The organism is Corallococcus exiguus (assembly GCF_009909105.1).
Taxonomy (GTDB): domain Bacteria; phylum Myxococcota; class Myxococcia; order Myxococcales; family Myxococcaceae; genus Corallococcus; species Corallococcus exiguus.
Genome location: NZ_JAAAPK010000004.1, coordinates 618,612 through 643,018, shown reverse-complemented (window position 1 = coordinate 643,018; position 24,407 = coordinate 618,612). Strand labels below are relative to the sequence as shown.

Below are 24,407 nucleotides of genomic sequence, written 5' to 3'. Positions count from 1 at the left end.
CCCTACAGACCGACAAGAAAGGGGGCACCGAGGACCACGAGCCCGATGCTCCCCAGGATGATCAGGCCCACCCACAGGTTCTCCCCGGGCAGCACCACGTGCCGGGGCTGCTTCGGGTTGTAGAGCACCTGGACCCTGTCTCCATGCTTGAACTTGGAGGCCTTGCCCGTGCTGAGCCCGATCTCCAGGGGCTCCCCTCCGTCCTCCGGGCGGATGAGAACCCAGAGCTGGAACATGTGCCTGCGACGGAACTCCTTGTCGCGCAACCTGGCCAGCTCGTTGCCCTCCTTGAAGTGGTACTCGAAGTCCTCTCCGCCCGCGACCCAGCTCACCTCTGCCGGCAGCCGGGAGGCGCCACGCTGGAAGCCTGGAGCGAGGTGAGGTGTTGCCGAACCTGTTGAGCGAACGCGTCAGCGGGCATGGTGGGCACGGGGCGCGGAGCTTATGCGAAAGGGGAGCACGCTCCCGCCGGGGTCCGGCAGCGGCTGCTCGAAGAATTCGCGCGGCGCTTCGGCCCCTGGGCGGCGTGCCCGCGGATGGAGCCTGCGGGACAATTCGACATGTGGCTGGGCGATATCGAGCTGTCCAAGACCTGTTATCACAACGACTTGAATGGACAGATTCCACTGCTTGGCTCACTCGCCCGCGACAGCCGGGATGTCGAGGTGGGCAAGCACCTCCGGGTCCTCAAGTAGTTGACCGAGGAGAGCGACCTGTGGTGCGGAGACGCTGTGTCATGTGGGAGCCCGGGTAGGATGCGCGGACATGGACTTCCAGGCGCGACTCGAGGCGCTCACGCACCAACTCCGGCCCTGGTCCCCTCTCTGGTCCCGCTCCATCCTCCAGGGCTGGCCTGGGTCCGGCGCCGCCTTTCCCGAGGACTGGCTGGCCTACGCCCGGTCGCTCGATGAAGCGGGCGAGCGACAGCTGGACCAAGGAGTGCTCGTGGGCGCACCGCCTCCGTCACTGGCCGCGCTGGTGGGCGCGCTCCAGGAGCTGACGGCGCTGCCCTGGCACGAGGGCGTTCACCCGCTGACGGTCGCGCAGACGCAGGGACTCAGCGTCAAGAAGACCCACGAGCTCGAGCGGGTGCTCGCCCTGCTCGCGCCCAGGACGCGCTTCATCCAGCAGGCGGTCGATATTGGCGGCGGCATGGGACATCTTGCCCGCCTCTGTGCGCGGACGTTCGGGTGGACCTTCCACAGCATCGACCGGGACGCCGCGTTGCAGGACAAGGGACGGCGGTGGCTGGGGAGAACCCCCTCCCCGGGTGGGGACACCCTGAGCTTCATCGAAGCCTCCGTCGAGGACGGGCCCCAACCGCGAATCGATCCGCTCTTCTCCGGCCGGGACCGGGCCTCCATCGGTCTGCACACCTGCGGACCGCTCGCCCTCACGCAGCTCCGCAAGAGCCAGGGGGCGGGCTTCGTCCTGAACATCGGCTGCTGCTACGACAAACTGGAGGCCCCGCGAGACTTCCCCGTCTCCCGCTTCGGAGGCGCCCATCCGCTGCCCTTCACCCCGCATGCCCTGGCGCTGACGACGCGGGGACGGCATCACAAGACCAAGGTGGAGTTCGCGCGGATGAAGCAGGTGTACGCGTGGCGCTTCGCGTTCCATCTCCTGTCGAGGCAACACTTTCCCGAGCGCGGCTTCGTCAGGGCAGGAGACGCGCCCCGGGCGCTCTATGCCGGACGCTTCGCCGCCTACGCGCGGGACCGCCTGGAGCGACTGGGCCTCGATGCGAACATGACGGACGCCGAGTTGGAGGCCTTCGAGGTGTCTGTTCGCGCCGAGACGCGAGACCTCCTGCTCTGCCATCTGCTGAGGGACCGCTTCGCACGGGCGCTGGAGGTCGTGCTCCTGCTCGATCGCGCGCTCCTCCTGGAGGAGCTGGGCTTCCAGGTCGATTTCCTCCAGCTCTTCGATCCACGCCTGTCTCCGCGCAACCTCGCGCTCATCGCGTCACGGAGCGCTTGAGCCCGTGCCGGGCCGAGCGCCCGAGCTGAGGTGATGGCGGGACGACAAGAGCCTCGTCCCCGGGGACACGACCCACCGCCACCTTGGGAGCCATATTGAGGCGAACGCATGGCTCGCTTCGTGGCGTGGAGGAAGGAAATGGGACAAGCGAGGCGGGGGTCCCCGCACGTCGCCACGGCCCTGCTGGTGCTGGCGCTGGGAGTGGCCGCGTCCGGCTGCCAGCCCCAGGGGCCCTGGGGGTCCGCCGTTCCCGAATGCACCGGGACGGAGGGCGCCGCCCGCGAAGACGCCGCTCTCTCGCTGGGACAGGATCCGCGCCGCTACGTCGAGGAGGATGGGCTGCCGGTGCTCCACCTCTACGTGGCGGACTCCCTGCCGGATGACGACGACTACCAGGCGGCGCGCGTCTTCTATCGCGGACGCTGCTACGTCTCCCGGGCCCGGTATCGCGGCGCGACGTCCAAGGACTTCCCCAAGCGCAGCTTCACGCTCGACTTCCGCGACGGGCAGTCCTTCGACGAGCCCCTGCTCGCGGCTGGCTTCTCTGGCCGGCGCAAGGTGGTGTTGATCAGCCCCTTCAATGACAACTCATACCTCCGCGCGAGGCTGGGCTTCACCTTGTGGGGCCTCATGTCTCCCGACCACCTCCAGGTGAAGACCTTCAGCGCGGTCGTCTATCTGAACGGGCGCTATCACGGGCTCTACACGGTGGCGGACCACGTCGACCGTCACTCGCTCTCCGCGCAGGGAATGGATGTCCAGGGAGAGCTCTTCAAGGCCGTGGGCCCCGACGCCAACTTCTCCCGGCGGGACGCGTCCGGCAGGCCCAAGGCCTCACTGCATCTGGGCTACGAAAAGAAGGAGGGCGAGCCCGAGGAGGGAGCCGGCGCCTACGCGAGCATCGAGCAGCTCACCGACTTCGTGGCGGGGACCCCTGCGGAGCGCTTCCGCGCGGAGCGCGGCGCCTGGATGCAGGTGGAGGACTACGAGGACTGGTGGATCCTGGTGCGACTGGCGGCGCTGTCCGACTCCGTGACGAAGAACGCCTACCACTTCCGCGCGCAAGGGCAGGCGCGGCGCTGGCGCTACATCCCCTGGGACCTGGATGCGAGCTTCGGGCAGAACTGGGACACCACGCGACAGGCCCCGGACGTGAGTGCCTCCTTCACGGAGGAGAACCTCCTGCTCGCCCGGATGTTGGAGGACCCCGCCATCCGCCACCCCCTCCGCGAGCGCCTCCACACGCTGCTCCACACCACACTCCACCGGGACGTCGTCCAGGGGCTCATCGCCACCTATGCCGCCGAGGTCGACCGCGCGGCACGGAAGGATGAAACACACTGGGGTGAGGCCTATCGCCACTTCCCGCGATGGAACCAGCGCACGGACCTCCTCGGCTTCGAGGACGAGGTGAAGTACCTCCGTGACTGGGTGGATGCCCATTGGGCGCTCCTGGACGAGGAGTTCCACTGATTCAGGGCGGGTGAGGGTGCGCGTTCGCGACCCGGCCCAGCCCGTCAGTACGCAGGGAGTGCGCAGTGGACAGATTCCACTGCTCGCGGAGCGCTTGAGACCGCCCAGGCGCGACTCGCTGCGCTCACGCACCAGCTCCGGCCATGGGCCTCGCGCTGGTCCCGCTCCATCCTCCAGGACTGGCCCGGATCCGGCGCCGCATGGCCCGAGGACTGGCTTGCCTATGCCCGGTCGCTCGATGAAGCGGGCGAGCGACTGCTGGACCAGGGGTCACTCGTGGGCGCCCCTCCTCCGTCCCTGTCCGCGCTCCTCGGCGCGCTCCAGGAACTGACGGCGCTGCCCTGGCATGAAGGCGTTCATGCGCTGACGGTCGCGCAGACGCAGGGACTCAGCGCCAAGAAGACCCACGAGCTCGAGCGGGTGCTCGCCCTGCTCGCGCAAAGAACGCGCTCCATCCACCAGGCGATCGATATCGGCGGCGGAATGGGACATCTCGCCCGCCTCTGCGCGCGGACGTTCGGGTGGACCTTCCACAGCATCGACAGGGACGCCGGGTTGCAGGACAAGGGCCGGCGGTGGTTGACGAAAACCCGCCCCCTGGGTGACGACACCCTGCATTTCATCCAGGCCTCCGTCGAGGACGGGCTCCAACCCCAACTCGATCCGCTCTTCTCCGGCCGGGACCGGGCCTCCATCGGTCTGCACACCTGCGGGCCGCTCGCCCTCACGCAGATCCTCAAGAGCCAGGGGGCGGGCTTCGTCCTGAACGTCGGCTGCTGCTACGACAAGCTGGAGGCCCCGCGGGATTACCCCGTCTCCCGCTTCGGGGGCGCGCATCCCCTGCCCTTCACCCCGCATGCCCTGGCACTGACGACGCGGGGACGGCATCACAAGACCGAGGTGGAGTTCGCGCGGATGAAGCAGGTGTACGCGTGGCGCTTCGCGTTCGATCTCCTGTCGAGGCGACGCTTCCCCGAACGCGGCTTCGTGCGGGCAGGAGACGCGCCCCGGACTCTCTATGACGGCCCCTTCGCCCTCTACGCGCGCGACCGCCTGGAGCGCCTGGGCCTGGAGCCCGGCATGACGGACGCAGAGCTGAATGCCTTCGAGGTGTCCGTTCGCGCCGAGACGCGAGACCTCATGCTCTGCCATCTGCTGAGGGACCGCTTCGCGAGGGCGTTGGAGGTCGTGCTCCTGCTCGACCGAGCGCTCCTGCTGGAGGAGCTGGGCTTCCAGGTCGAACCCCTTCAGCTCTTCGACCCACGCCTGTCTCCGCGCAACCTCGCGCTCATCGCGTCGCGGAGCGCTTGAGCGCCCCGGGCCTTGCGCATCTGCCCATGGGGCAAGCAGGGAAGCGCGGGCTCAGCGCTTCTCAAGCAAGGGGCGCGGATCGAAGGTGACGCGAATGCGGGTGATGCGCCCGCTCTCGACGTGGCTCCAGTTCGCCACCGGCACGGGCTCGTGCCCCGAGGGATGGATTTCGAACCAGGTCATCACGTCGTCGCCGTCCACGAAGCGGTGAAGCACGGTCACCTGGGGCGACACCTTCCACATGCCGTTGACGAGCCCCTTCACGCAGGCCTCCGCGCCCTCCGCCTTGCCGAGCGCGCCGACGAAGCTCACGTCGGGCGCGAGCGTGTCCCGCAGCATCGACTCATCCTTCGCGCTCCACGCATCGAAGTACGCCTGCACCACTTCCACGGGACGTTTCATGCTCGGCCTCCAGGTGCTCGACGGAGGAGTCCGTCGAGCATGGACGTGAGCATCCTCCCGGCTCCGGACAACCCTGTGTCAGGTTTGTTCGCGCAAGGACCCGTTTCACGCCGCCCGATGGCTGTGACCATCCAGCTCACAACCCACCACGCCGACGCGCAGCGTTTTGGGAAAGGGCAGCGTGCCCCCAAAGCCTCCGCGGCCCAGCCCGACTTTCGCCGGGCCGGGGGCCGCTTTAGGAGGCGGTCCACAGGACTCGCACACTGGAAAGGACGTACCGCATGCCCCGTCGCCGCCAGGAACAGGGAATGTCGTCCACCACGAAGTGGGTGCTTGCGGGGCTGCTAGGCCTGCCGCTGCTGTGTTGCGGCAGCGGAGGCCTGATGTGCCTGGGCATCCGGTCCGAGCTCCCTTACGCCGAGGCGATCTCCCGGGTGGAGAACCATGCCGGGGTCGTCAGGCTGCTGGGGGCGCCCATCAGCGCGAGCAGCTTCTTCAGCGGCTCTTTCAACCTCATGAACAAGGATGGTCAGGCGAACATGACCATCAACCTCTCCGGCAGCAGGCAGGACGGCCGGCTGGAGGTGAAGGCCGTGCGCACCGACGACGTCTGGGGATTCAGCCGGCTGCGCGTGGTGGCGGACAACGGCGAAGCGGTGGACGTCGGCGGGTACAGCCGGCACTGAGTGCACGAGATTGCCCAGCGCCGGGCCGGCTTCAGCTGTCGCCGGTACCGAAGCCGCAGGAAATCTGCCCGTTCGCGCAGCGTGCCACGCATTCCTGCCAGTCTCCGTTCGGGTCACAGGGCCGCCCCCTGCACTCGTTGAGCCCACAGGTGCCGATGGGGTCGCTCCCCTTGCACACCGACGTGGAGATCTCGCCGTCGGGGGCGTGGGTCCAGGACGTCGTGCTGATGTTGGCGTAGCACCACTGGCAAGGGTTGGATGGGTTTTCCGAACCGTGCGGGTACGCAACACCATTGATGACACATTCACTGCCGCCGCTACCACTACAGGTGACGGTGATGCCATCACAGGTGATCGAAGTCGCGGAAATGGAGCTACAGATGTTCCCCGAACACTGGAGCACCTGACCGGTTCCGCACTGGGTCGACGTGTTGCACAACGCGGACGACAGACTTCCCAGAGGCTCCACCCCGCTCTCTTCCGGGGGCACACTACATGCCAGGAACAGCACGCATCCAACGACCGTCGAGACAATACGCTTCATGGTTTTCTCCTCGTGCGCCAGGCACGACAACGCGCTGCCTGCCTTCGATGAGCGCATGGAAACACCCGCTCTCGGGGGCATCGCGAGCCGACAGCATACACACAAGAAGTGCTGCTGACGCGGGCCGCCGGAGCAGTAAGCCCAAGGTGCTCCAGATTCGCTCGCACGCTTCCCGCCTCGTTCAAGTACGCCAACGCTCGCCGCACTCGCATTGACGCTGCCTCGACGGATGCATGACGCATGTTGATCGGTTCCAATCGCGGGGCATACGCGGCGCCACTTCTCGCCAGCATCCGCATCAGACGCTTCATGAACGCAGCCCCCGCGACGTGCCCCTTTCTTTTCAACTACGGCGCCGCACTGGACGACGGCTCTCTCTACGTTGCCGGCGTCGCCCGTGAGTTGGAGGATCGGGATGTGCCGTCTACCTCGGCTATGACGGCGTGCTGAAGGTTCGCAACGACGTCGCGGGCTCGAGCGAGGAGCGGCTCACTTTGGACAACGACGGCCCGAGTGTGCTGCGCACGGTCTCCGGCCTCCGGGTCGTGGGCGAGCGACTCTTTGTCGCGGGCATGCGCCGGAGGGGCTTTGGCCGCACCCTCGGCAGCTGCATCGAGACGTGGCGGGGGCGGTGTTCGAGATGTCCACGGGAGCCCCCATCGCTGGAGCCGTTGAGCGTCCCGGGCACGTCGCGGACCTCGTGGATGGCCGCGACCTCCGAGCGCCTCTGGTTTTTCGGCAGCCACAGCGCGCGGGGGTCTGCGGCGACAGGAACTGGGAATGCGGGCGGCTCTTCAGAGCAGCTTCGCCATGATGTCGCGCTCGCGCTGATCGAGCTTGATGGAGTCGAGCGTCCAGTTGACGAGCTCGTCGGCGACCGAGGCGTCGTAACCGAAGGTGGTGGCGGCCTCCTTCACCGACGCGCGCTCCTCGGCCGCGAGCTCTCCGTCGGCACAGGCCACCTCGACGAGCATGCGCAGCAGGGAGGCGCGCAGTTCGCGGATTTCAATCTTGCTGACGATGTCGGTGAGCCGGCCGGGCTTCTGGAACTCCGCCTCGATGATGGCGGCGACCTGCGGGTCGCGGGGCGACAGGCCAATGTTCAGCACCACCTCGTCGAGCTGCTGGCGCTCCTCCTCGGTGATGCGGCCGTCGCTCGCCGCCACGTTGGCCATGGCCTGGACGAACGCCAGCAACTGCTCCTGGGGGTACTCGCTCGACATGTCATCTCCTGGGTAGGCGGCATTCGGCTGGCGGAGGGCTCACCGCCGGCCACGGAGCCGGACTGCTCGTTCACGCAGGATAGTGGCGGCCCACGAGGAGCGAAAACGGTTTCAGCCGGACGCCGGTCCCCGCACGAGGAACACGGGTTGGGGACAATTCAGGCTTGTCGCCACGAGGCGGTGACGCAGAAGGCCAAGCCCCCTCGCTTCTCGTCACTGAACCCGTGACAATCCGCGGCATGACCCTGCGACTCTCGATTCTCCCCCTGTTGATATTCTCCCTCGCGGTCGTACCTACCCTTTCAGCTTGTGGCTCCGATGACGGCGATACACCGCCGGATGCGGGCACCAGGCCCGATGCAGGCACCCCGCCCGACTCAGGCACCGAGCTGGATGCTGGCGCCGAGTTCGACGCGGGCACTGAAGTCGACGCGGGCACTGAGGTCGACGCGGGCACTGAAGTCGACGCGGGCACTGAAGTCGACGCGGGCACTGAAGTCGACGCGGGCACCGAGTCCGACGCGGGCACTGAACCGGACGCAGGCACCACTCCCGACGCGGGCACCGAGCCCGATGCGGGCACCGAGCCCGATGCGGGTACTACTCCCGACGCGGGCACCGAGCCCGATGCGGGCACCGAGCCCGATGCGGGCACTGAACCGGACGCAGGCACCATCCCTGACGCGGGCACCACCCCTGACGCGGGCACCACCCCTGACGCAGGCACCACTCCCGACGCGGGCACCACTCCCGACGCGGGCACCACTCCCGACGCGGGCACCAGCACGGATGCAGGCACCGACCCCTTCACCACCTGCGAGGGCACGTGCAAGGACACCGCCGTCACGGTTCAGATCGACGGGAACCAGCGCGTCCTGCCGCGCGCCTTCTTCGGCTACGAAGAGCCGACGAACGCCGGGGACCCGTGGACGCTGTGGATCGAGATCAACAACGGTTCGACGGATGAGTGCCCGTCCGAGACTTCGCCGACCCCTCCGCAGCTCGTCAACGTCTACTCGGTGAAGGTGCCCGTGAACACGACTCCGGAGACGGGCTCCTCGGGGGCGGGGGGACCGACCGCGACGCTGGTCGACTTCGATGGCGCGCTCCTCGACTGGCCTCCTTTCGTTCACAGTACGAGCCTCACCTTCACGCCAGTGGCGGCCTCGCTCTGCCCCAGCTGCATCAAGGCCGGGGCGCCTCCCACGTCGCACTTCGTGGCCTTCAATGTGGACGGCACTTACGAGAACGGCGCCATCTCCGGCCACGGGTACGCCACCTACTGCCCCTCGATCGACCGCCTCCTGAACGACGGACCCGACGCAGGCACCGAACCGGACGCAGGCACTGAGCCAGACGCGGGCACCACTCCCGACGCGGGCACCACTCCCGACGCGGGCACCACTCCCGACGCAGGCACCGACCCCTTCGGCACCTGCGAGGGCACGTGCCAGGACACCACCGTCACGGCCCAGATGGACGAGAACCAGGTGGCCCTGAACCACGCCTACTTCGGCTACGTGGAGCCAACGACCGCCGCGGATCCGTGGAGGCTGGTGCTCGAACTCAGCAACGGCGAGACGGATGAGTGCCCGTCTCCGACAGGGCCACTCCCGCCGCAGATCGCCACTCTCGAATCGGTGAAGGCACCGGTGGACACAACCCCGCAGACGGGCTCCACGGCGGGTGGACCGGCATCGTACTTGTTCGACTTCGATGGCGCGCTCATGGCGGAGTATGCCACTAGCAACACGAGCCTCACCTTCACGCCAGTGGCGGCCTCGCTCTGCCCCAGCTGCATCAAGGCCGGGACGCCTCCTCCCGCGAAGCACTTCATGGCTTTCGACGTGAACGCCACCTACGAGAACGGCGCCGCCATCTCCGGCCACGGGTACGCGACCTACTGCCCCTCGATGGACACCCTCCAGAACAACTGAGCGCGGTCCCGACACGCGTTCCCTCGGCCTTCCGATTCGGGAAGGCCGGGGGAGCCCCGGTCAGCCCTTGAGTCGCAAGAGGCGCCGCGTGGCCACACACACCACGCGGCCCTCCAGTGCCTGGAGCCCGTGCTCCCGGCAGAACGCGTCGTAGGCGGAGGGCCGCTCCCCCACGATGTGGAACAGCGCCCGGGGCAGGACCGTGTCCGCCAGCTCCTCGGACGGCGTGAGGTCCGTAAGACGGGGACGTCGTCCCCCACGCGCAGCATGCGGCGGTGGGTCGTCACCACGGCGCGCTTGCCGTCTCCGGTGTTGCGCACCGAGCGCACCTGGATCTCCTGCCGGAAGGTGTCCCCCACCCGCAGCGGCGCCAGCTGCCGCGCGTCACGGAAGCCCAGGTGATAGATGGCGCCGTGCGTGCTCGACATGCTGCACGCCAGGTAGAGGCCCATCATGAACGGCAGGGGCGGAGCGTCCGGACCGGACAGCCCCAGCCGGGCCGCGAAGGGCGCGCTCGTCACCACCCGGTCGTGTGAATAGAAGCACTGGACCCACAGGTCTCGCATCCCCGCCGTCGCCGTCATTTCGTACGGGTTGGGCAGCACGTCGTCCGGGCTGGGCGGTCGGTGGAGCGCGTGCGACACGCGTCGCCCCCTCACCCGTGGCTCCGCCTCCATGGCCAGCACGGCCGGAGGACAGAGCGCGAGCATCCGGTGCGCTGCCTTCAGGTGCGGAGGCCCCACGAGCACCCCGTCAACGACAGCCATCCCCTCCGTCTCCGCCGCGCCACCCGCACCGGACGCCGTGAGCCCCGGCACCTTGCGCGTCAGCGTCGCCAGCGCGCCCTGCCCTTGCGCCTGCGTCACCTTCCGGGCCCACGCCAGCTCCGACGCCGTGGGCGTCATGCAACGGTTCACGGTGTCGAGCTGATCCGGATGCAGGCAGCACTTGCCCGTGAAACCGTGGACGTGTCCTTGCGCCGCGTGCTGCTCCAGGCCGATCCGGTCTCCGACGTTCGTGTATGGCGTATCGAACGGCTCGATGCCCGCCGCGCGCGCAGCCATCACCACCATGCTCCGGGGATGCGCGAGCGTGAGCTCCGCGTGCGGCAGCGCGCCCGTCAGCCGGAAGAGGTCGCCGTGCCCGAGCATCAACCCCAACGGACGCCCACCGCCCGACACCGCAAGCCGCCCCACCTCCAGCAGGGCCGCCGGGGTCTCGATGAGCGGAAGGAAGCGCGTGTGTCCCCGAGGCAGACCCCGGGCCTCCTCCAGCAAGCGGATGCGCTCGTGCAGCGCATCCAGGTCCTCCGGACACGTCGTCATGGTGGGCATCAGCGCCGTCAGCCCCGGTAGCCCGATGCAGGCCTCCAGGTCCGCGTCGAGCAACTCGGGACGCGCCGCCTCGTTGATGCGCACCACCACCGGACGCCCGGCGAAGGTGCCTGCCTTCAACGCCTCCACCAGCCCTGCTCGCGCTGCGGCCTTCGCGGCCAGGGGCACGGCGTCCTGCAAGTCCACGATGAAGCAATCCGCCGGCAACCGCGCGGCGTTCGCGAAAGCGAACTGGGGAATGAACAGCAGGCTGCGCCAGGTGGCCGGGGGCCGCGGCGCCTGAGACACGTCTTCCATGAGAGTGCGCTCCAGGAGGCCCGACCCGGGTCAATTCACTGGAATTGAGAAACACAACCAGGCGGCCGTGACGCACTCCTATCCCTTCGCGAAGGCGCCGCCATTGAGCACTTTGTTGCATTGACAGAGGCGGAAGGCGTGGCCTGCGTCATCGCGGTGGCCATGCATGGGAATGCTCTCTTCCCTTCTGCCCTGGCTCACGGCCCCTGGAACCGGTGGGCCGTGATTTCGGAACGGCCCACCATCTTCGCCGTGGACGATGATCCGCCCGTGCTGCGCAGCATGGAGCGCGTGCTCCACACGGAAGGCTACGCGGTGCGGAGCTTCGTGCATCCCCGGTTGATGCTGGAGTGCGAGCCCTGGCAGGGACCGGGCTGCGTGCTCATGGACCTGCGCCTTCCGGAGCTCGACGGGTTGGAGCTCCAGGGGCATCTGCGGAAGGCGGGATGGCGACACCCCGTCGTCTTCGTCAGCGGCTATGGGGACGTGCCCGTCGCCGTCCAGGCGATGAAGGCAGGGGCGGTGGACTTCCTGCCCAAGCCCGTCAGCACGGAAGCACTGCTGGCCGCGGTGTCCCAGGCGCTCGCGCGAGACCAGACCTTGAGGGCCGCCCACGCCGAGCACGAGCGGCTGCGCCTGCGCTTCTCCACGCTGACTCCCCGGGAGTGGGACGTATGCCGGGGTGTGGCGAGGGGACTGCTCAACAAGCAGATCGCCGCGGAGCTGGGCACGGCAGAACAGACGGTGCGGTTCCAGCGGGGCCGCGCCATGGCCAAGCTGGCCGTGGGCTCCGTGGCGGAGCTGGTCCGGCTGCTGGACCGGTTGGAGCCGCCGTCCGGCGCTGTTCAGGGGACGCAGTAGCGAGCGTCACGTCCGGCTCCAGCGGTGCGTGCTATCCCTGCCGCCATGAGCGACGAGAACCCGAGCATCCTGTCCCACGTCTCCATTGGCACGAACGACTTCGCGCGCGCCGTGGCCTTCTACGACGCGGTCCTCACTCCGCTGGGCTGCCGGCGGGTGTTGGACTTCCCGAACGCGGTGGCCTACGGCCGCCAGTTCCCGGAGTTCTGGGTCCAGACGCCCATCGACGGGAAGCCCGCGACCGTGGGCAATGGCACGCACTTCTGCTTCCTCGCCCCGTCGAAGCAGGCGGTGGACGCCTTCCATCAGGCGGCCCTCCAGGCGGGAGCCACCGATGACGGCGCCCCCGGCCCGCGTCCCCTGTATGGCCCGCCCTACTACGGCTGCTTCGTGCGGGATCCGGATGGCCACAAGGTCGAAGCGAACTTCTGGGACACGTCGCTCGGCGGCCACGAAGGCACCTGAGACGCCGCGCCCGGAATTCCAAGGCCTTCGCGCCTCCTGACGTAGAGGCGCGAAGGCGGGGACTCACGGGGCGATGACGCGCTCGAAGGTGGCCAACTGCATCTCCAGCTTCCACTGCAACATCGCGCGCGTGTTGGCGGCCAGGAAGCTGTTGCAACCGGCGGACACGGCGGTCTGCTCCGGCTTGTCGGAAGCGCAGGCATCCACCGTCTTGGAGAAGTCATCCCGGGCGGCCCAGAGGCTGTCGCCCTCCGCGAAGGCGTGCTCCAGGCTGGCGCGCGCCATCTGCTTGAGCGTCTTGTACTCGAGCTTCTGGTCCGTGGCGGCGGCGACGTACTCCTGGGTGATGTCCCCGCGCAGGATCCCCGAGTCGTCGGTCGACAGCGCGACCGGCACGTTGTTCTTCAGATAGGCGGCGAGCGGGTGCGCCTCTCCCGACATGCCCAGCAGGACGCGGTTGGAGGTCAGGCAGATCTCCACCATCACGCCCGCGTCATGCATGTCGCGCAGCAGGTCCGCGGCGCCATCGCCAGACGTCTCGGCGAGCACGTCCGCGCCGTGGCCGATGCGCTCCGCATGGGCCTTCTCCACGGCCTCGCGGATGTGGAAGGTCATGTGCTGCTGGTCCTGCGCCGTGAGCACCGCGGGGATGAGCTCCCCGGCGTGCAGCGAGACATGGACCAGCTTGCGGCCGACCTCCTGGTCATTGAAGTCGTCGAGCGTGCCCAGGGCGAACATCTCATCCTGGTAGAAGGCCAGGGAGTTGGCGTTCTCCTCCGGGGACACCAGGTTCACGCCGACGATCTCCGGCACCTTCTGGGCCAGCTCGTAGGCATACACCCACTGTCCGAAGACGTTCGTCCGGTCCGCGGTGCGGTTGGCGGAGACGATGAGCCGCACCTCCACGCCGCAGCCGGGATCCGGCTGGGCCGTGTCACACCCCAACAGGGTGCGAGTGCCCTTCAGGGTGTTCGCGATGCTGGTGGATTGCGCCGTCAGGGCGTTCTGGAAATCCGGCAGCGCGATGAGCTGCTGCCTCTTGGCCAGCAGGGTCGCCTTGTCCCAGGTGTCCGTGGACGTGAACAGCGGCGTCGCGAGGCTGCCACCCCGGCCCGCGCCAAAGCCTTGCATCAGCTCCACGTAGACCTGATGGTGCCTGCCCGCGCGCGAGAGGATGTCCGCGTAGCTGTCGTCATTGCGCGAGTCGTTCTGCACCGCGCCGTACTTGCCGAAGGCGTCGAAGAAGTGCTGGTGCGCCGTCAGCAGGGGCCCCGGGTGGTCCTCCATGGACCAGGCGCTCAGCACCGCATCCCGCAGGGCGAGGTCGCTCTCCGTCTGGGACAGGGGCACCGAACCGGCCGCGCACGGGTTGCTGGCCACGAAGGTCGTCGTGTTCACGCAGGCGCCGTCCTCGGCACCCCACGCAATCAGCTTCTCCGTGGTGATGGCGCCGGAGGTGTGGCTGTGCAGGTCGCCGCCCTTGGGCATCTCGAACAGGAAGGTCCCAAGCGCCGTGGCGTCGCTTCGCAGCGACTCCATGTGCTCGTTGACCCGCTCCTCTCGCGACTTCTCAACAGGCGGGACGGGATCTTCTTCACTGCAGGCGCTCAGACCGAGCGCGGCAACGATGGCGAATGATGAGAACTTGAGCATGGGGGTAATGGCAATCCTTGTGGAGGTGCGGGGCGCTCCGTACAGGGTGCCAAGGAGAACGTGAAGTGATTTTCACGTCTATCTCATTTTACTCGAATGTATATGAGAATGGACTCAAGAGGGACCCAGGTCGGACGCCGCTCGCTCCGCGCGGAGGCAGAAGCGGGCGCGGGGCGGCGCCCTCGGCCCCGCCCTCGCCCCACCCTCCCGGCTCCGTCGTCCCTATCTTCAAGCTGCTGGGGCCGCCGGCAGCTCCTCCCCGGAGTCCGGGAGGCCCACCGCCATGGGAGGCGAGCCATGAACGCCGGAGCACCCGAGCCCACCGAAGCAGTCCCCCGCTACGTCCTGGAAGGCCGGGTGGTGACGCTCAACTCCCGGGATGAGGTGATTGAACGGGGGCGCGTCCTCGTCCGTGGCAGCCGCATCGTCGCGGTCGAGCCGTCGGGCGGCCCCCTCCCCGAGTCCTTCCGGAGCGCCCCCAGGATCGACACCGGCGGGACGCTCTATCCAGGGCTCATCGACCTGCACAACCACTTCGTCTACGACGTGCTGACGCTGTGGCGGGTGCCGAAGCGCTACCTCAATCGCACCCAGTGGCCGCGCCACGCGGAATACGCCACGCGCATCTCCCTGCCCATCCGAGTGCTCGCTGGCCACTCCCCTTCTGCCCGCGCGGTCGTCCGCTACATCGAAGCCAAGGCGCTGCTGGCGGGCACGACCACCGGTCAGGGCATCCGGACCCGCGTGTCCGGCGGAGAAGCCCTCTTCCGGGGCGCCATGCGCAACGTCGAGGAACCTCGCGACGACCACCTGCCCGCGGGCAGCACCCGCGTGATGGACCTGCATGACGACGCCGAGGACATCGAATCCTTCCGCGACGCCCTGAAGTCCCGCGCCGCGTACTTCTACCACCTGGGCGAAGGCGTGGATGACTACGCCCACCGCCGCTACGCCGACCTGGCCGACCATGACCTCGTCCAGCCTTCACTGATTGGCATCCACAGTCTGGGATTGCAGCGCCCGGACCTGGACAGGATGGCCGCCATGGGCGCCAAGGTCGTGTGGTCCCCCTTCAGCAACCTGCTGCTGTATGGACAGACACTGCACATCGCGGACCTGCTCGGCGCGGGCGTGACGTTCTCCCTGGGCTGTGATTGGTCCCCCACCGGCAGCAAGAACCTCCTCCAGGAGTTGAAGGTCGCCCGACACGAAGCAGCGCGACAGGGCGTGTCCCTGTCCTCGAAGACATTGGTGCGCTCGGTGACGGCGGACGCCGCCCGGGTCACGGGCTGGCAGACCCAGCTGGGCACGCTCCGCGCCAACGCACTCGCGGACCTGTTGGTCATCGCGGGCACCGACGGCGACCCCTATGACGCGTTGATCTCCGCCACGGAGAAAGAGGTGCGCCTCGTCATCGTGGATGGCGTTGCCCGCTACGGAGACCGCGCGCTGATGGAAACGCTCGCCTTCGACCCTGGCCATCCCTCCGAGCCCTGGACCGTCGACGGCGTCGAGAAGGCCTTCTCCCTGTGGGCGGACGACTCCCCCCTCAACGACGTGGGCTTCGAAGCGGCGCGCTCCCTCCTCGATGAGGCCATGGCGGACCTGCCGGACTTCCGGCGGCGGATGGACCACGAGGAGCGCGAACAGCTGCGCCCCGGCGCCCCCAGGCCCTTCGAGCTCGTGCTCGACAATGAGCCGCAGGACGTCTTCGCCTCCGGCCCCGAAGCCTCCGGGTTCATCACCGACCTGGACCGGGTGGCCGGGCGCATCACGCTCGACGCTCCCACCGTGGGCGGGCCGGACTACTGGGAGCTCCTGTCCGCGCAGCTCAATCTGGATGACACGCTGAAACAACAGCTGAGGTCGGACTACGCGTGAAAGACGTCCGGGGTGGAGTCGGCGCTCACCCCGGCCGAGGAAATAAATGCCCCTGACGGCGTAACCCCAGTGCAACGGCGGCACTGGACAGACCGGAAGGGACATCTCGAATGGATCACAGCGTGAGGAAGACTGCGTGGGCGGCACTGGTCGCGAGCGCCCTGCTCCTGGGCGGCGGGGCTTGCGGAGGCGACGACGGCGCCCCTGACGACAACCCGTCCCCGGACGCGGGGACAGCCACCGATGCCGGCACGAAGCTCCCCGCGGAGGAGGGCCGGGCGCTGTCGGTGTCCAATGGCGGCCTCATCGTGGTGGGCTCCACCGAGGCGAACCTGGCCACCACGGGCGTGGACCTGCTCGTGCGGCGCTACACCGCGTCGGGTGAGGTGGACACGTCGTTCGGCACGCAGGGCTCCGTGGTGCTCGACTTCGACGGTCCCGCCAAGGGCCCCATCTCCGGCCAGCGGGAGCAGGACGACCGCGCGGACACGGTGGCGGTGCTCGCGGATGGCAGCATCCTGGTGGCGGGCTTCGCCCGGGGCGGCAACAAGACGGATTCGCGCGACTTCGCGGTGGTGAAGCTCCAGCCCAATGGCCAGCTGGACACCAGCTTCAACAAGAATGGTCGCTCGCGCCTGCACTTCGGCGAGGAGAACTCGGTCAACTTCGTGGGCACCGTCCGCGGCATCCTGCCCCTGGCGGACGGCCGCTTCTACGTCGGCGGCTTCCTGACGAAGTCCGACGGGCTGGACGAGGACTTCGCGCTGATCCGCTACAACGCGGACGGCTCGCTCGACACGACCTTCAAGTCCGCGGGCAGCCCGTCCGGCAGCTGGATTGGCGGCGCGTACACGAATGCCGAATCCGTGCAGGGCATGGTGCTCCAGGGCTCCAGCGTCGTCCTGGGCGGGGGTGACCACTTCGCGGCGGTGCGCATCACCTCCAGCGGCAGCCAGGACATGACGTTCGGGACCGGCGGCCTCGCGAGGAGCGAGGACGGACAGGCCCACGCCATGGTGGCGCGACCCAATGGAGGCCTGCTGCTCGCGGGCGAACGGCAGGACGTGAAGGTCGGCGGGGAAGCGCACGGCGTGCTCAAGCTCGTGGCGTACACGGCGGACGGCAAGCCGGACGTCACCTTCGGTCCCGCGGGCGTGCGGGAGCTCACCGCGCCCGTGGGCGTGCTCGACGTGGTGGACGTCAGCGGCCTGCGCATCCAGGCGGATGGGAAGATCCTCGTCTTCGCGGACGTGTACGCGAAGCCCGTGCTCTTCCGGCTGCTGGCCAACGGCGACCTGGACACGTCCTTCGGCACGGACGGCATGGTGCGCTGGCCGGAGACGCAGCTGGCGGTGCCGCTGTTCATCCGCTCCACCACTGGACCGAAGCTGGCCATCCTGGGCGACAAGGCCTTCGTCACGGACGCGAACATCTACTCGCCCGGGTTCTTCCCCAGCGAGAACGCGTACGTGCTGCTCAAGAGCACGGGGCTGTAGGCGCCCAGACAAGAAGCCCGGCCTCCCTCGTGGGCGCCGGGCTTCCTGGACCGCTGCAAGCCTTTGAAAGGCCTAGCAGGTCTTGTTGTAGAGCGCGATGCAGTTATTGCGCAGCTGCGCGGCGGTGCACTTGCCGTTGTCCTTACAGACGCCGATGTCGGTGCCCGGCCACTTACAGTACAGGAGCGTGACCCAGCAGTTCGGGCCCATCGCCGAGACCTCGGACGGCGACTCCATCGACGCCAGCGGCTCGTCCGACGACGTCATCGGGTTGTGGTCGAGGATGATGCTCTGACCGGACTCGGTGGAGATCATCTCCGCGTTGTCGGACGGGTAGTCCTCCACGCCCGTACCACATCCCACCAGCGGAACCGCGGCCAGCATGAGCCCCAGGAGCAGCTTCTTCATGGTTGGTCTTTCTCTCGGTCAGTCGGGGATGCCCGAAGGGACGCCCCGCGTGGATGCCCCCATCCACAGACGCGAACACTACATTCGATAACAAACCGAACAAGCTGGATTTCCTACCTACACTAGGGAGGACAGCGGATTCTGAACAGAAGGTTCCCACCTTGACATCCTGAGGTCTCTTGAACCGGCCCACCGCCCGCGTCAGTCGTTGAAGACGGGCGGAGTCGTCTGGGTGAGGATGGGCACGGGCTTGTCGCCAGACATCGCCAACAGCCCCTTGAGGCACCGCGCGGCGAGCAGCCAGTTCTTCGGGTTCTTCATGTCCAGCCCACCGACGAGCTGTTTGAGGATGCTCAGCGTGTCGAAGTAGACGCGCTCGCACACCAGCGTCTCTGACGCGTCGAAGATGAAGTACGCCGACATGCGCACCCGGAACGTGTTGCCCGTGGCGGGAATCTGCCCCAGCGGCCCCAGGTGGGTGCCCATGAGCCAGAACTCCACGATGACCGCGTCATCACTGTGCCGAAACGAGATGATCTCGTGGTGCTGGTCCGGGAAGGCCACGCGGGTGTCGCGGTAGTAGTCGCGCACCGCGCTGTTCCCGTCGTGCACCGTCAGGGTGGGGATGAGCTCGTAATGCGGATGCGGGAAGGTGGACAGGACGGCGTCCCAGTCCTGCTTCACCTCATCGTGGAAATGGGCCAACACCAGCTTCTGTCGTGCCTTGCGGACCTGCTCCGTGAGCATGCCTGTCTCTTTCGTGGGGGAGTTGCCGAGGGGGGAGAATGCCCTCCAGGCCACGACACGGGAAGTCATGAAGCCGCCGGGCATGGCCCGTGCAATCGCTTTCCAGCGCAGGACCCCCAACCCCTCTCGACGGAGCAACGCCATGGACATGCGCTGGAAGAACCGCGGCTCACTCATTCGTAACGCAATCGGACTCGGCTTGGGCGTCGGGCTGCTGTTCGCCGCGACGCCGGGCATCGCCGGGGACACGACGGGCAAGGGCTGCGCGTGGTTCGACGGAGTGGAGAGCTGCCCGATGGACGCCTCGAAGCTGTCCGCCACGAACGAGGGGCTGCTCGTGGAGAGCACGGACGGCAAGCAGTCGGGAGTGAGCCTCCACCTGGAGGGCGCCACCGGCTGGGATGCCTGGCTGAACCCGCTGGAGCCGGATGGGAGCAGCCGGATGCTGCTGACCTACATCGGGGCGCAGCCGGACGGCACGTCGGAGCTGCTGGAGCGGGTGGTGGTGGCCCGCTCGAAGGCGGAGGACCAGGGCGCCATCTACGTGGACCCGTCCGTCCACGGGGCCTCCACCTACACCGTGCGGGGCTACGTCGACGGGAAGCTGGCCTTCGAACGCTTCGGCGTGGCCCCCGTCCCGGAGAGCTTCGGTGGGCCGGCGGGCCCGGGCGATGACGCGAAGTTCTCCCGGCTGGTGGCCTTCCCCGGAAAGTGGGGCAGCGGCCACGGCGTCGTCGCCGGCCCCAACGGTGAGGGCTGCACGCCCGGCCTGGATTTTCCGTTCCCCAAGCCCGTCCGCTTCCCCGACCACACGTTGTCGGCCGCGGTGAACCTCGTCACCTTCCAGCCCGAAGGCGTCCAATCCCACTCACATGCGCTCCGGGAAGTGTCCCTCCAGGGAGTGGGGCTGCAAAGCTTCACCCTCCAGAAGGTGGCACGCACTCCCTGATGTCTGAGATGCGATAGCAGTCAGGACCTTCGCGTGTAGCCGGATTCGCTACGAATCCGGCTCCATGCGTGGCAATTCCGGTCACAGCCTTCGCTGTCAGCGCCAGAGGCAGCGCGTGTCCAGGTGGTAGAAGTCCGAAGGCACGAACGGGTCCCACGTCTGCCGCACGAAGTAGAGCTGGCTCAGGTCGCGGCTCAGCATGGGGTGGAACTCGTCCTTCTCCGTGTTCACCGACGGCCCCAGGTTGGCGGCGGGCGTCCAGGTGCCCGCGACGTTGAAGCTCACGTACAGGTCTCCCAGTCCGTAGCCTCCGGGGCGGTTGAGCGAGGCGAAGACGAGCACCCGCCCATCCGGGGACACCCACGGGTTGTACTCCCACGAGTCAGGGCTGTTCACCGCGGGGCCCAGGTTCTCCGGCGCGGTGTAGTGATTGCCCTGGCGCCGGACGCGGTACATCTCGAAGTCCGTATCGAACGTGCCGCTCGCGAAGTAGACGGTCCCGTCGCGCGTCACGCTGGGGTACAGCTCCTCCCTAGGCGAGTTCACGAGCGGCCCCAGGTGCTCGGGCGCTCCCCAGCCGTTGCGGACGCGGTGCACGACCCAGAGGTCGGTGTCCGGGCGCTCGGCGCCTCCGTTCGCGGGGCGGGTGGAGGAGTAGAAGAGGGACTGCCCATCCGGAGAGAGGAACGGATCCGAGTCCTTGTACGTGCCCGAGAACGACACCACTTCACCGGGCCCCCAGTGGCCGTTCTTCAGCTGGGTCACGTAGATGGCCTGGTACGGCGGCGTGTCCGAGTCGACGTGGTAGTACGCCGTTTTCCCATCCGCGGACAGCGCGAGCCGGTACTCCGAGCGCTCCTCCAGGGAAATCTCCCCGGGCGCGAAGAGGCTGCCTCCCGGCTCGCACCGGGGCCGCGCCCCGAACGCGAACTCCGACTCCAGCTCCTGGGCCCCTGCGGCACCGGACACCGCCACCGCGGAGACGGCGAGGAGGACGTTCATCGACCACTGCCTGGCGAAACGACGCATGTGCATCTCCTTTGTTGAAGGCACCGTCGCCCGGCGGCGGCGAAGCGGTCCAAGGAGATGTGACGAACCGTGGAGGGTCAGGGACGAACGGTGGAACGCAGCCTCACGTCTGCAGTTCGAGCGCGCGTTGCACCTGCGCGCGGTAGCTGCGGCCCGAGGTCAGCCGGGTGCCATCCCGCAGGACGAACACGTACTCGCCGGGAGGGAGTGGCTCCACCTCCTCGATGCGGTCCAACCGCACGATGAACGAGCGGTGCGCGCGCAGGAACTGCCTGGGGTCGAGCTTCTCCTCCAGCGCCGCCATCGTCTCGCGCGTGAGGTGCGACTGCTTGCCCACGTGCACGGCGACGTAGTTCCCCTCCGCCGTGAGGTAGTCGATGTCCTCCACCGGGAGGAAGCGCATGCGCCAGCCCACCCGGGCCACGAGCCGCGTCACGTAGCGCTCGGGCGTGGCGGAGGGCCGGGCGGCGAGCGACTCGAGCCGTTCGAGCAGCGCCGCGTCCAGGGAGGACGGCACGGTCCGCCGCCGGTCGCGCGCACGCTCCAGGCTGGAGCGGAAGCGCTCGCGGTCGAAGGGCTTGAGCAGGTAGTCGAGCGCGTTGGCCTCGAACGCCTGCACCGCGAAGTCCCGGTGGGCCGTCACGAAGATGACCGCGGGCGCGGGGCCGGGGGCGAGCGCCCGGAGGACGCCGAAGCCGTCCGGCCCGGGCATCTCCACGTCCAGCAGCACCAGGTCCGGACGCTCGGCGCCGATGGCCGCGATGGCCTCGTGGCCGTTGCGGCACTCCCCCACGAGTTGCATGTCGGGGGCCTCCGCCAGCAGGTCCTTCAGTCGCTGACGGGCGAGCGGCTCGTCGTCGACGATGAGCACGCGCATGGCGGCGCTCATGGAGAGGGCTCCGTGCGGAAGGGAATGGCGAGCGCCACCGTGGTGCCACCGCCCACCGCGTCCCGGAGCTCCAGCCGGTGGGCACCGCCATACAGCTGCACCAGGCGCTCGCGGGTGATGCGCAGGCCCCGGCCGCCGCGCACGCCCTGGGAAATGTCCGCCGGGCGCTCCTTGAGGCCGACGCCGTCATCACGGACCTCCAGGTGGAGCTCGGGCCCCTGGCGCCGAGCGACCAGCGTCACCGTCCCCGGCTCCGAGCCCGGCGCGATTCCGTGCTGGATGGCGTTCTCCACGAGCGGTTGGAGCACGAGGTGTGGGACATGGGCGCCGAGCGCGTCCTGCGCGATGTCGTGCTTCACCGTGAGCCGGTCCGCGAAGCGCACCCCCTGGATGTCCAGGTACGGCTGCAGGGCTCGCAGCTCCTCCTGGAGCGACACCTCCTCCGTGCCCGCGGCGTCGAGCGTGCCGCGGAGCAGGTCGCTCAGCCGCGCGATCATCCGCTCGCTCCCGTTCGGGTCGCGATGCACGAGCGCGGAGATGGAGTTCAGCGTGTTGAAGAGGAAGTGGGGGTGGAGCTGCGCCTTGAGCGCGTGCAGCTGCGCGCGGGCCAGCTGGGTGTCCCGCAGACGCAGCTGGTCCGCGTAGTAGACGGCGTGCGCCACGCCGAGCACGGTCAGATAGACGAACGGGTTGGAGAGCAGCGCGTGCTCGAGCACGTCCACGAAGGGCGGACGCTGCGCGTACCAGCCGACCCAGGGGTCCAGTGAGAAGATCATCGCCGCGCGGATGAACGACACGGCGAGCGCTCCGGCCGCGTGGAGCGCGACCCGCGACGTCACCTGCCGCCGCTCCAGTGGGAAGCGCAGCCCGAACTCGAGGATGGCCATGGAGAGGGGCACCCAGAGGACGTGGGCCACCATCGACGTGAGCAGCGCATGTCCCCATTCCATCCCACCCACGGAGTGGGATTCGCTCGCGGCCGCCAGGCCGGCCAGCGACCAATAGGCGGTTGCGACTGCCCACCCCTGCCAGGTTCCGCGACGTGCCATGACGCCGCACTCTACGCCCGGCTTATGCTCGGAACGCCATGTCGATCCTCTACGCGGTGCCCCCCATCGGCAATTCGACCAACGCCCAGAAGGGCCCGACGTGCTGGTACTACGCGGCCAAGATGGTGGCCCGCTGCCATGAGCCATGGCCTCCCGCCGGACAGAAGTGGATCTCCCTCATCCGGAAGATCAGCACCTTCATCGCCGACAACGGCCAGAACCTGAACAACCTGGGCGACCAGGAGCTGCTGCAGGCGCACCAGGGCTTCATGGGCTCGACGAAGAACAAGGACAAGGTGCAGCTCAACTCCGCGTTGAGCCGGACGGGGTTCAAGGCCCTGGACCCTGTCTACAAGTGGGACCACCTGCCGGATTCCATGGTCAACCCCACCAATATGCAGCGGGTGCCCATGCCGACCTTCATCCGGCCGCAGGACATGCCGTTGCCGTCCGGCCTCAAGAGTTCCCTCAGCCAGCTTGAAGGAAGGCGGTTCGATGGGCTGGACGAGGTCATCCAGCTGCTGACCGGGCAGCACGGAGAACGGGACATCCGCTTCTATCGCAGCCAGATTGAAAGCAGCTTCGTCGCCACCAAGAAGCACGACGAACAGGAGGTCCAGGCGTCCCTGCAACAATTCACGGAATGGAGGAAGCAGGGTTTCGCCCGCGGCTATCTGCTGACGATGCTGGGCTTCAAGGGCCTGGACAAGCTGACGACGATGGACATCCTGGGAAGCACCAGCAAGCTCGACGTCTTCATGAAGGCCCACGGCCCGCTCTGGTGTGGCTCCCCGCTCAGCATGGGGGCGATCGACAGCAACACGGCGCACAACTATACGAAGTCAGTCGGCTTCGCCGCCTACAAGTGCCCGCTGGTCGCGACGTCAGGTGCATCCACGCATGCCATCGCCATCTGCGGGGTCAGCGTCAACAAGGACTGCATCTACTACCGCGACCCCAACTTCAGCGGGCACGTCTTCTTCACGGACTTCAACGCGTTCACGTCTGCCTTCGGGTCGGTCCTCAGGGATCCGAACGTGGGCCTGATGTATTACGTGAAGAACGCCAACGGAGGGACCACCTGCCAGCAGCTGTCGAATTGAGGCCCCTCCGCGAGCCGCTCACTTCGCCTTTGTCTTGAGCGGGACGACCTGGAACTTCGACTGGACGTACTCGAGGGTTCCCAGCTCCTTGCCATAAGCGGAGTCGGGCTCATCCACGTAGGACGTGATGCGGATGACCCGGCCCTTCCGGGGCAGGTGGTAGGCCAGGATGGAGCCTCCCCAATCCTTGAGGTCCTTCCGGGTCAGCCCGGGTTTGCCCTTGGGCGCGATGAGCCCCGCGTTGTCGTAGAGCTGGATGGCCTTCTCGATGGGCACCTCCAGGGCGTTCTTCTCGAGCGTCCAGCCCGACTTGTCACAGCGGTAGACCGCGGTGTTGATGACGGAGTCCCCGGTGCCCACGAGCACCAGGTGGTAGCCCTCCGGATTCTTGAAGAGGGCCGCCTCAAAGGCCGTGAAGGAATCGTTCCCCACGGCCATGTAGCCGTTGGGGACGTCTCGGGTCGTCCAGGTCTGGCCCACGGCCTCCTCCGCGAAGTACATCGCGGAGTTGTCCACCGAATCGTCCTTCGACGCGGACGCCACGGCCGTCTTGAGGTGTGCCTCCAGGCGCTGGAGCGCGGTCTCGATGTTGGTGGTGGCACAGCCAGCGCTCGCCGCCGGCTTCGCGGGAGGTGCTGAAGCCAGCGACAGGAGGACGACAGCCTTCAAGAGCATCACGGTGGATTCCTT

Annotated in this window: 24 protein-coding genes; 12 read left to right on the top strand and 12 right to left on the bottom strand. The window is 67.9% G+C overall.

Annotated elements, in window-relative coordinates; all coding sequences use genetic code 11:
• Nucleotides 1-2: 2 nt before the first annotated feature.
• The gene (locus tag GTZ93_RS18775; RefSeq protein ID WP_139920176.1) at nt 3-332 is read right to left on the bottom strand and encodes a DUF3592 domain-containing protein; all 330 of its coding nucleotides are present in this window, start codon (nt 330-332) and stop codon (nt 3-5) included.
• A gap of 87 nt (nt 333-419) precedes the next feature.
• On the opposite strand from GTZ93_RS18775, the gene GTZ93_RS18770 reads away from it, so the two are divergent.
• The 4 genes from GTZ93_RS18770 to GTZ93_RS18755 all read left to right on the top strand — a co-directional run bounded on the left by GTZ93_RS18770 (nt 420) and on the right by GTZ93_RS18755 (nt 4,764).
• The gene (locus tag GTZ93_RS18770; protein ID WP_120580621.1) at nt 420-695 is read left to right on the top strand and encodes a hypothetical protein; all 276 of its coding nucleotides are present in this window, start codon (nt 420-422) and stop codon (nt 693-695) included.
• Nucleotides 696-765: 70 nt separating this feature from the next.
• A complete protein-coding gene (locus GTZ93_RS18765) occupies nt 766-1,980 on the top strand; it encodes a methyltransferase (protein WP_139920178.1) in 1,215 nt (404 codons plus the stop codon).
• 138 nt (nt 1,981-2,118) lie between these two features.
• Nucleotides 2,119-3,453: a CotH kinase family protein gene (locus GTZ93_RS18760; RefSeq protein ID WP_161662906.1), complete on the top strand. Its 1,335-nt coding sequence runs from the start codon at nt 2,119-2,121 to the stop codon at nt 3,451-3,453.
• A gap of 276 nt (nt 3,454-3,729) precedes the next feature.
• Entirely contained in the window at nt 3,730-4,764 is a 1,035-nt protein-coding gene (locus GTZ93_RS18755; protein ID WP_257979334.1) for an SAM-dependent methyltransferase, read from the top strand.
• Nucleotides 4,765-4,815: 51 nt separating this feature from the next.
• Here the strand turns inward: GTZ93_RS18755 and GTZ93_RS18750 are convergent, their stop codons facing one another.
• On the bottom strand, nt 4,816-5,166 hold the full coding sequence (locus GTZ93_RS18750; protein ID WP_120580624.1) for a nuclear transport factor 2 family protein: 351 nt from the start codon (nt 5,164-5,166) through the stop codon (nt 4,816-4,818).
• 308 nt (nt 5,167-5,474) lie between these two features.
• On the opposite strand from GTZ93_RS18750, the gene GTZ93_RS18745 reads away from it, so the two are divergent.
• Nucleotides 5,475-5,852, top strand: coding sequence for a cytochrome c oxidase assembly factor Coa1 family protein (locus tag GTZ93_RS18745; protein ID WP_161662905.1), 378 nt, complete (start codon nt 5,475-5,477; stop codon nt 5,850-5,852).
• A gap of 31 nt (nt 5,853-5,883) precedes the next feature.
• Here GTZ93_RS18745 and GTZ93_RS18740 read toward each other — a convergent pair whose 3' ends face one another.
• Both GTZ93_RS18740 and GTZ93_RS18735 read right to left on the bottom strand, forming a co-directional pair.
• Complete coding sequence (locus GTZ93_RS18740) at nt 5,884-6,396, bottom strand: hypothetical protein (RefSeq protein ID WP_139920183.1); 513 nt, start codon at nt 6,394-6,396, stop codon at nt 5,884-5,886.
• A 794-nt stretch (nt 6,397-7,190) separates the two neighbouring features.
• A complete protein-coding gene (locus GTZ93_RS18735; RefSeq protein WP_139920187.1) occupies nt 7,191-7,619 on the bottom strand; it encodes a tellurite resistance TerB family protein in 429 nt (142 codons plus the stop codon).
• A gap of 239 nt (nt 7,620-7,858) precedes the next feature.
• Between GTZ93_RS18735 and GTZ93_RS42840 the strand changes: the two genes are divergently transcribed.
• Nucleotides 7,859-9,556: an MSCRAMM family adhesin SdrC gene (locus GTZ93_RS42840; protein ID WP_261778571.1), complete on the top strand. Its 1,698-nt coding sequence runs from the start codon at nt 7,859-7,861 to the stop codon at nt 9,554-9,556.
• On the opposite strand, the gene GTZ93_RS18725 is transcribed toward GTZ93_RS42840, so the two are convergent.
• The gene (locus GTZ93_RS18725) at nt 9,520-11,187 is read right to left on the bottom strand and encodes an aldolase/citrate lyase family protein (RefSeq protein WP_139920189.1); all 1,668 of its coding nucleotides are present in this window, start codon (nt 11,185-11,187) and stop codon (nt 9,520-9,522) included. The two genes, GTZ93_RS42840 and GTZ93_RS18725, sit on opposite strands and share 37 nt — an antisense overlap.
• 222 nt (nt 11,188-11,409) lie before the next feature.
• On the opposite strand from GTZ93_RS18725, the gene GTZ93_RS18720 reads away from it, so the two are divergent.
• Together GTZ93_RS18720 and GTZ93_RS18715 are read left to right on the top strand one after the other, a co-directional pair.
• Nucleotides 11,410-12,048, top strand: a complete 639-nt coding sequence (locus GTZ93_RS18720; RefSeq protein WP_276528804.1) for a response regulator transcription factor — start codon at nt 11,410-11,412, stop codon at nt 12,046-12,048.
• A gap of 45 nt (nt 12,049-12,093) precedes the next feature.
• Complete coding sequence (locus tag GTZ93_RS18715; protein WP_139920191.1) at nt 12,094-12,513, top strand: VOC family protein; 420 nt, start codon at nt 12,094-12,096, stop codon at nt 12,511-12,513.
• A 63-nt stretch (nt 12,514-12,576) separates the two neighbouring features.
• Here the strand turns inward: GTZ93_RS18715 and GTZ93_RS18710 are convergent, their stop codons facing one another.
• Nucleotides 12,577-14,166 carry an amidohydrolase family protein gene (locus GTZ93_RS18710; protein ID WP_139920194.1) on the bottom strand — a complete coding sequence of 530 codons (1,590 nt, stop codon included), beginning with the start codon at nt 14,164-14,166 and terminating at the stop codon, nt 12,577-12,579.
• A gap of 297 nt (nt 14,167-14,463) precedes the next feature.
• Between GTZ93_RS18710 and GTZ93_RS18705 the strand changes: the two genes are divergently transcribed.
• Together GTZ93_RS18705 and GTZ93_RS18700 are read left to right on the top strand one after the other, a co-directional pair.
• Nucleotides 14,464-16,047 carry an amidohydrolase family protein gene (locus GTZ93_RS18705; protein WP_139919002.1) on the top strand — a complete coding sequence of 528 codons (1,584 nt, stop codon included), beginning with the start codon at nt 14,464-14,466 and terminating at the stop codon, nt 16,045-16,047.
• A 122-nt stretch (nt 16,048-16,169) separates the two neighbouring features.
• Nucleotides 16,170-17,543: an NHL repeat-containing protein gene (locus tag GTZ93_RS18700; RefSeq protein WP_257979211.1), complete on the top strand. Its 1,374-nt coding sequence runs from the start codon at nt 16,170-16,172 to the stop codon at nt 17,541-17,543.
• A 72-nt stretch (nt 17,544-17,615) separates the two neighbouring features.
• Here the strand turns inward: GTZ93_RS18700 and GTZ93_RS18695 are convergent, their stop codons facing one another.
• Nucleotides 17,616-17,951: a hypothetical protein gene (locus GTZ93_RS18695; protein WP_139919000.1), complete on the bottom strand. Its 336-nt coding sequence runs from the start codon at nt 17,949-17,951 to the stop codon at nt 17,616-17,618.
• 201 nt (nt 17,952-18,152) lie between these two features.
• Nucleotides 18,153-18,698: an ester cyclase gene (locus GTZ93_RS18690; RefSeq protein ID WP_120597779.1), complete on the bottom strand. Its 546-nt coding sequence runs from the start codon at nt 18,696-18,698 to the stop codon at nt 18,153-18,155.
• Nucleotides 18,699-18,840: 142 nt separating this feature from the next.
• Here GTZ93_RS18690 and GTZ93_RS18685 point away from each other — a divergent pair, with 142 nt between their 5' ends.
• Nucleotides 18,841-19,647 (top strand): hypothetical protein, encoded by an 807-nt coding sequence (locus tag GTZ93_RS18685; protein ID WP_222595332.1) that lies wholly within the window; start codon nt 18,841-18,843, stop codon nt 19,645-19,647.
• A gap of 96 nt (nt 19,648-19,743) precedes the next feature.
• Here GTZ93_RS18685 and GTZ93_RS18680 read toward each other — a convergent pair whose 3' ends face one another.
• The 3 genes from GTZ93_RS18680 to GTZ93_RS18670 form a co-directional block, all read right to left on the bottom strand.
• Nucleotides 19,744-20,676: a TolB family protein gene (locus GTZ93_RS18680; RefSeq protein ID WP_139918998.1), complete on the bottom strand. Its 933-nt coding sequence runs from the start codon at nt 20,674-20,676 to the stop codon at nt 19,744-19,746.
• Nucleotides 20,677-20,779: 103 nt separating this feature from the next.
• Nucleotides 20,780-21,565, bottom strand: a complete 786-nt coding sequence (locus GTZ93_RS18675) for a LytR/AlgR family response regulator transcription factor (RefSeq protein ID WP_120580483.1) — start codon at nt 21,563-21,565, stop codon at nt 20,780-20,782.
• Nucleotides 21,562-22,614 (bottom strand): sensor histidine kinase, encoded by a 1,053-nt coding sequence (locus GTZ93_RS18670; protein ID WP_139918997.1) that lies wholly within the window; start codon nt 22,612-22,614, stop codon nt 21,562-21,564. The genes GTZ93_RS18675 and GTZ93_RS18670 overlap by 4 nt, the downstream gene beginning before the upstream one ends.
• 38 nt (nt 22,615-22,652) lie before the next feature.
• Here GTZ93_RS18670 and GTZ93_RS18665 point away from each other — a divergent pair, with 38 nt between their 5' ends.
• A complete protein-coding gene (locus GTZ93_RS18665) occupies nt 22,653-23,717 on the top strand; it encodes a hypothetical protein (protein WP_139918996.1) in 1,065 nt (354 codons plus the stop codon).
• An 18-nt stretch (nt 23,718-23,735) separates the two neighbouring features.
• On the opposite strand, the gene GTZ93_RS18660 is transcribed toward GTZ93_RS18665, so the two are convergent.
• On the bottom strand, nt 23,736-24,392 hold the full coding sequence (locus tag GTZ93_RS18660; protein ID WP_222595331.1) for a hypothetical protein: 657 nt from the start codon (nt 24,390-24,392) through the stop codon (nt 23,736-23,738).
• Between the last annotated feature and the right edge of the window lie 15 nt (nt 24,393-24,407).

Excerpts from the sequence above, each read along its gene's own strand:
- GTZ93_RS18665 (WP_139918996.1), top strand. The coding sequence starts at position 22,653 with ATGTCGATCCTCTACGCGGTGCCCCCCATCGGCAATTCGACCAACGCC.
- GTZ93_RS18715 (WP_139920191.1), top strand. The coding sequence starts at position 12,094 with ATGAGCGACGAGAACCCGAGCATCCTGTCCCACGTCTCCATTGGCACG.
- GTZ93_RS18695 (WP_139919000.1), bottom strand. The coding sequence starts at position 17,951 with ATGAAGAAGCTGCTCCTGGGGCTCATGCTGGCCGCGGTTCCGCTGGTG.
- GTZ93_RS18735 (WP_139920187.1), bottom strand. The coding sequence starts at position 7,619 with ATGTCGAGCGAGTACCCCCAGGAGCAGTTGCTGGCGTTCGTCCAGGCC.
- GTZ93_RS18770 (WP_120580621.1), top strand. The coding sequence starts at position 420 with ATGGTGGGCACGGGGCGCGGAGCTTATGCGAAAGGGGAGCACGCTCCC.
- GTZ93_RS18660 (WP_222595331.1), bottom strand. The coding sequence starts at position 24,392 with ATGCTCTTGAAGGCTGTCGTCCTCCTGTCGCTGGCTTCAGCACCTCCC.
- GTZ93_RS18680 (WP_139918998.1), bottom strand. The coding sequence starts at position 20,676 with ATGCGTCGTTTCGCCAGGCAGTGGTCGATGAACGTCCTCCTCGCCGTC.
- GTZ93_RS18675 (WP_120580483.1), bottom strand. The coding sequence starts at position 21,565 with ATGAGCGCCGCCATGCGCGTGCTCATCGTCGACGACGAGCCGCTCGCC.
- GTZ93_RS18690 (WP_120597779.1), bottom strand. The coding sequence starts at position 18,698 with ATGCTCACGGAGCAGGTCCGCAAGGCACGACAGAAGCTGGTGTTGGCC.
- GTZ93_RS18670 (WP_139918997.1), bottom strand. The coding sequence starts at position 22,614 with ATGGCACGTCGCGGAACCTGGCAGGGGTGGGCAGTCGCAACCGCCTAT.
- GTZ93_RS18765 (WP_139920178.1), top strand. The coding sequence starts at position 766 with ATGGACTTCCAGGCGCGACTCGAGGCGCTCACGCACCAACTCCGGCCC.
- GTZ93_RS18745 (WP_161662905.1), top strand. The coding sequence starts at position 5,475 with ATGTCGTCCACCACGAAGTGGGTGCTTGCGGGGCTGCTAGGCCTGCCG.
- GTZ93_RS18740 (WP_139920183.1), bottom strand. The coding sequence starts at position 6,396 with ATGAAGCGTATTGTCTCGACGGTCGTTGGATGCGTGCTGTTCCTGGCA.
- GTZ93_RS42840 (WP_261778571.1), top strand. The coding sequence starts at position 7,859 with ATGACCCTGCGACTCTCGATTCTCCCCCTGTTGATATTCTCCCTCGCG.
- GTZ93_RS18685 (WP_222595332.1), top strand. The coding sequence starts at position 18,841 with ATGGACATGCGCTGGAAGAACCGCGGCTCACTCATTCGTAACGCAATC.
- GTZ93_RS18750 (WP_120580624.1), bottom strand. The coding sequence starts at position 5,166 with ATGAAACGTCCCGTGGAAGTGGTGCAGGCGTACTTCGATGCGTGGAGC.
- GTZ93_RS18725 (WP_139920189.1), bottom strand. The coding sequence starts at position 11,187 with ATGGAAGACGTGTCTCAGGCGCCGCGGCCCCCGGCCACCTGGCGCAGC.
- GTZ93_RS18705 (WP_139919002.1), top strand. The coding sequence starts at position 14,464 with ATGAACGCCGGAGCACCCGAGCCCACCGAAGCAGTCCCCCGCTACGTC.
- GTZ93_RS18710 (WP_139920194.1), bottom strand. The coding sequence starts at position 14,166 with ATGCTCAAGTTCTCATCATTCGCCATCGTTGCCGCGCTCGGTCTGAGC.
- GTZ93_RS18760 (WP_161662906.1), top strand. The coding sequence starts at position 2,119 with ATGGGACAAGCGAGGCGGGGGTCCCCGCACGTCGCCACGGCCCTGCTG.